The organism is Actinoplanes sp. NPDC048791 (assembly GCF_040650095.1).
GTDB lineage: Bacteria > Actinomycetota > Actinomycetes > Mycobacteriales > Micromonosporaceae > Actinoplanes.
Map to the genome: position 1 here is coordinate 1 of NZ_JBEZGQ010000655.1, position 4896 is coordinate 4896.

The 4896-nt window shown below is 70.1% G+C and carries 4 protein-coding genes and 1 pseudogene; 3 read left to right on the forward strand and 2 right to left on the reverse strand.

Translation table 11 applies throughout. The features are described from left to right. Positions 1 to 921 (forward strand): sugar ABC transporter permease (locus AB0C29_RS33745; RefSeq protein WP_360828922.1); only part of this gene is annotated, 921 nt, incomplete at its 5' end. Continuing rightward, positions 918 to 1781 (forward strand): carbohydrate ABC transporter permease, encoded by an 864-nt coding sequence (locus AB0C29_RS33750; protein ID WP_360828925.1) that lies wholly within the window; start codon positions 918 to 920, stop codon positions 1779 to 1781. The genes AB0C29_RS33745 and AB0C29_RS33750, both read left to right, overlap by 4 nt. Before the next feature lie 30 nt (positions 1782 to 1811). On the opposite strand, the gene AB0C29_RS33755 is transcribed toward AB0C29_RS33750, so the two are convergent. Continuing rightward, positions 1812 to 3080: a cellulose binding domain-containing protein gene (locus AB0C29_RS33755; RefSeq protein ID WP_360828927.1), complete on the reverse strand. Its 1269-nt coding sequence runs from the start codon at positions 3078 to 3080 to the stop codon at positions 1812 to 1814. A gap of 32 nt (positions 3081 to 3112) precedes the next feature. Beyond that, positions 3113 to 4444: a PHB depolymerase family esterase gene (locus tag AB0C29_RS33760; protein ID WP_360828930.1), complete on the reverse strand. Its 1332-nt coding sequence runs from the start codon at positions 4442 to 4444 to the stop codon at positions 3113 to 3115. A 220-nt stretch (positions 4445 to 4664) separates the two neighbouring features. On the opposite strand from AB0C29_RS33760, the pseudogene AB0C29_RS33765 reads away from it, so the two are divergent. Continuing rightward, positions 4665 to 4896: pseudogene (locus AB0C29_RS33765) on the forward strand (PaaX family transcriptional regulator); the annotation flags it as partial.

The window sequence follows — 4896 nt, forward strand, 5'->3', positions numbered from 1 at the left end:
GCCGGGCCCACCCCGCGCCGGCGGCGACCCTGGCTCACCGTGGTGGCGTTCCTGAGCCCCGCCCTGGTGCTGTTCGCCGTGCTGGTGCTCACCCCGATCGTGATCGCCGCGTACGGCAGCTTCTTCGACTGGAACGGCTTCGGCGCACCGACCGCGTTCGTCGGGCTGGAGAACTTCCACCGGCTGCTGACCGACGAGATCTTCGTGGGCGACCTGCGCCGGGCGCTGCTGCTGGTGGTGCTCTCGCTGGCGATCCAGCTCCCGGTCTCGCTGGCACTGGCCATGCTGCTCAACCAGCCGCTGCGGGGCCGGCGCGCCTACCGGATGCTGTTCTTCACCCCGTACGTGTTGTCCGAGGTGGTCACCGCGGTCCTGTTCACGATGATCTTCTCGCCCAATCAGGGCCTGGCCAACCACGTCACCCAGCTCATCGGGCTGGGTGACCTGGGCGCCACCTGGCTGGCCGACCCCGACACCGTCATGTACTCGCTGTTCCTGGTGATCTCGTGGAAGTACTTCGGCTTCCACACGATCCTCTACCTGGCCGGCCGCCAGAGCATCCCGCCGGAGCTGCACGACGCCGCGGCCATCGACGGGGCCGGGCCGTGGCAGGCGTTCCGGCGCATCACCCTGCCGCTGCTGGGACCGACCATCCGGATCAGCGTGTTCCTGTCGATCCTCGGCACCATCCAGCTGTTCGACATGGTCTGGGTGCTCACCGGCGGTGGCCCGATCCGGTCCTCGGAGACCCTCGCCGTGACGATGTTCCAGGAGGGCTTCAAACGGTTCCACGTGGGCTACGCCAGCGCCATCAGCATGGCGATCTTCCTGATCAGCCTCACCTTCGGCCTGCTGTACCAGCGTTTTGTCCTGCGCCGGGACCTCGAGGGCGCGATCACCACGATCGGAGACCAGCGATGAGCACGACCGTCGCCACCGGGCGCAGGCCCCGCAATCCACGCCGCGTCGCGCGGGCGGGCGCGCTACATGTCGTCAGCATTCTCGTGGGCGCCGTCGTGGTGGTGCCGATCGTCTTCGGCATCCTCGGTGGCTTCAAGGACAACGGCCAGCTGTTCGCCAACCCGTTCGGGCTGCCCGATCCGTGGGTGCCCGGCAACTATCTCGACACCCTCGGCTCGGGAGCCTTCTGGTTGCAGGCGACCAACAGCCTCAGCGTGGCCATCGCCAGCACGGTGCTGGTGGTGCTGGTCGGCGCGATGGCCGCGTACATCTTTGCCCGCTATGCCTTCCCGGGCCGGGAGCTGCTGTTCATGCTCTTCGCGATCGGGCTGATGTTCCCGTTCGCCGTGGCGATCCTGCCGTTGTTCGTCCTGCTGCGCGAGATGAACCTGCTGAACAACCCGCTCGGGGTGATCCTGCCGCAGGCGGCTTTCGGCCTGCCGATCACCATCGTCATCCTGCGCAGTTTCTTCCGCACGATCCCGGCGGAGGTCGAGGAGTCCGCGGTGCTCGACGGCTGCGGCCCGTTCCGGTTCTTCTGGCGCATCCTGCTGCCGATGTCCCGGCCCGCCCTGGGCACCGTCTCGGTGCTCGCCGTGGTCGGCAGCTGGAACAACTTCCTGCTGCCGCTGATCGTCTTCAACGACTCGCGCTGGTGGACGCTGCCGCTGGGCGTCCAGCAGTTCCAGTCGCAGTACTCGGCGGACACCGCGCGGATCCTCGCCTACGTCACGCTGGCGATGCTGCCGTCGCTGGTGTGTTACGCGTTCGCCGAACGGCAGCTCATCGGCGGCCTCACGAGCGGGATCGGCAAGGACTGAGGTCCAGGTCGCCCTGGACCTCAGCTCCCGTCAGGCGGTGGTGCAGGCGGAGCCGTTGAGCGCGTACGTGCTCGGGGCTCCGCTGTTGCCGGTGTGGGTGGCCTGGAACCCGAAGCTGACCGACGCTCCGGGGGCCAGGCTCGCGTTGTAGCTGACGTTGGTCGCCGTGACCCGTCCGGACGTGGGCGAGTAGGTGGCGCTCCAGCCGCCGGTGATGCTCTGACCCGCCGGCAGGGTGAAGGCCAGGGCCCAGCCGTTGATGGCGGCGCTGCCGGTGTTCGTGACGGTGATGTTGCTCGTCAGCCCGTTGTTCCAGGCGTTGACGGTGGCGGTGGCCCGGCAGGCGCCGGTCTCGGGCGCCGGGGTGGTCGGTCCGGGCGTCGTGGGTCCGGGCGTCGAGGGTCCGGGCGCCGGGCTCGACGGCGGGGTGGTGTCGCCGAACTGGGTGAAGAACCGCCACACCTCGGCGGAGACCCAGGACGTCGAGGCGTTGCGGTCGGTCGGCAGCGGGACGTGGTCACCGTCGTGCGCCGCCCACTGGACCGGATATCCGGCCCGGCAGCCCGCGTACGCGGTGGTGATGTGGGTGCCGCTGTTCTGGGCCGGCTCCGGTGGGTTCTGCGCGGTGCAGCCGTTGGCGCGTACGAAGGTGTCCCGGATCGACCGGCCCTGGGAGATGTTCAGGACGCTGTCGCGGATGCCGTGGATCCCGAAGTAGGCGACCGGCTGCGTACCCCCGGCGCAGCCGCTGAGCTGGGCGCCGGCGATCGGGGCGACCGCCCGGAACACGGTGGGCCGGGCGCAGGCCAGGGCGTAGCTCATCGCGCCGCCGTAGCTGAAGCCCAGCGCGAACCGCTGCGCCGGGTCGACGCAGAGGTCGTTCTCGACCACCCGCAGGATGTCGTCGACCAGCGTGACGTCCCGCCCGCCGGTGTTGGCCCAGCCCGCGTCGAGACCCTGCGGGGCCACGAAGATGGCGCTGTTCTCGGCGCGCTGCTGCAGGCCGTAGAAGCCGTTGCCGACGACGTCGTTGGCGCTGCCGTTGAGCCAGTGCAGCCCGACGACGAGCCGGTACGCCCGGCTGTTGCTGTAGTTGCCCGGCAGCCGCAGGATGTACGAGCGGTTCTGGCCGCCGCTCTGGATCGTGTAGGTGCCGTCGCGCAGGGTCGGGGTCTTGCCGCAGCCCGCGGTGGCCGCCGAGGCGGTGCCCCCGGTCAGCCCCACGACTCCCGCGGCGACCAGGATCGTCCCGGCGGTGGCGGCCGCGGCGAGGAGCCGGCGCCATGGTCTCACTGTCATTGGTTTCCTCCTGTCTGGTGCGTTCGGACGGCTCACGCGACGGTGCAGGACGCGCCGTTGAGGCTGAACGAGGGCGGCCGCCCGGTGTTGCCGGTGTGGGTGGCCTGGAACCCGACGGTGACCGAGCCGCCGGGAGCGATGGCCGCGTTGTGGCCGACGTTGCGGGCTGTCACCTGACCGGTGGCGGGGGAGTAGGTGGCGTTCCACCCGGAGGTGATGCTCTGGCCGCCGGGCAGGGTGAAGACCAGCGACCAGCCGTTGACGGCGGTGGCCCCGGTGTTGGTGATGGTGATGTTCGCGGTCAGGCCGGTGTTCCAGGCGCTGATCATGTCGGTGACCCGGCACGCCCCGGTCGCGGGCGGCGTCGACGGCGGGGTGGAGGGCGGGGTCGACGGTGGCGTTGACGGTGGCGTGGAGGGCGGCGTCGACGGCGGCGTGGTGAGGCCGAAGAAGGCGATGGCGGCGGCGGCCATTCCGGTGCTGGGCAGGCTGTGCCCGGCACCCTGGATGCTGTACGCCTCGACCTGCACCGTGCCCGCGGCGTCGGCGTAGCGGCGGCGGTTCCAGTTCGCCTGCGGGGTGTCGCTGGACGACGGTGTCTGGCTGAGCCCGAACACGTTGGTCCACTGCTCGATCGACTCCTGGAGCAGGGAGTACGGCACCAGCGTGTCGCTCGTGCCGTGCCAGAGCTGCACCCTCGGACGAGCGCCGGAGAAGCCGGGCGAGGCTTGCCGGACAGCGTCACCCCACTGTTGCGGCGTGCGGTTCATGCTGCCACCTGTGCACTGCCCGCCGGGCGGATAGTCGGCCGCGTTGGCGAAGCAGTTGAACGGTACGCCCATGAACGCGGCGCCGGCCTTGAACAGATCGGGGTAGAGGGCGAGCATGTGCTGGGTCATCATGCCGCCGGACGAGCTGCCGGTGGCGTACACCCGGTTCTGGTCGCCGCCGTACCGCTGGCCGGCGTAGGCCACCATGGAGGCGATCGAGACCGGGTCGCTGCCGCCGTTGCGCTGCTTGGCCGCCGCCGACCAGGTGTCGAAGCACTTGCCGAAGCCGGCTTCCTGCATCGCGGACGGGTAGATCACGATGAACCCGTACCGGTCGGCCAGCGAGGCGAACTCGCTGCCGGAGTAGAAGCCGGGACCGGAGCCGCCGCACCCGTGCATGGCCACCACGATCGCGGGGTTGGCCGGGCGCGCGTCCGGGACGTAGATGTGCATGCGCATCCCGCCCGGGTTGCTGCCGAAGCTGGTCACCTCGGTCAGCGAGGCCGCGTACGCGGGCCGGGCGGCCGGGACGGCGAGCCCGATGAGGGCCAGCGCGGTGGCGACGGCCAGCAAAAGATGACGTCTGATCTTCATGCCTTGTCACTCCTGGGGAAGGCAGAACCGGTGCACGCCGGATCATCACGGCGCACAACATCGTCGGAGACGTACGCGTGACTGCCCTGGGTCACGGCATCTGTCGCGCGGCCCGGCGCGAACCCCCGTCGTATGGCAGTTAGCGTGCACCCAGGACCGCAAACTGTCAATCGACAGAGGTCAATCGAATGAGGTCACCGGATGCCGTTACAGTCGGCGCGTGACAAGTCCGTACGACATCGAGGAGATCTTTCCGGATGACGCCGCGGAGACGGTGCGGCTGCCCCGCCGGCAGGCGGGCAGCTCGCCGCAGGGGCTGACGGTGACCCTGCTGGCCGACTACACCCTGCGCAACCGGGCCTGGCTGCCCTCGGCGGCCATCGTCGCCCTGCTGGCCGAGGCGTGCGACAGCCAGGCCGGGGCCCGGACCGCGATCAGCCGGCTGGCCCGGC

Excerpts from the sequence above, each read along its gene's own strand:
- AB0C29_RS33760 (WP_360828930.1), bottom strand. The coding sequence starts at position 4,444 with ATGAAGATCAGACGTCATCTTTTGCTGGCCGTCGCCACCGCGCTGGCC.
- AB0C29_RS33750 (WP_360828925.1), top strand. The coding sequence starts at position 918 with ATGAGCACGACCGTCGCCACCGGGCGCAGGCCCCGCAATCCACGCCGC.
- AB0C29_RS33755 (WP_360828927.1), bottom strand. The coding sequence starts at position 3,080 with ATGACAGTGAGACCATGGCGCCGGCTCCTCGCCGCGGCCGCCACCGCC.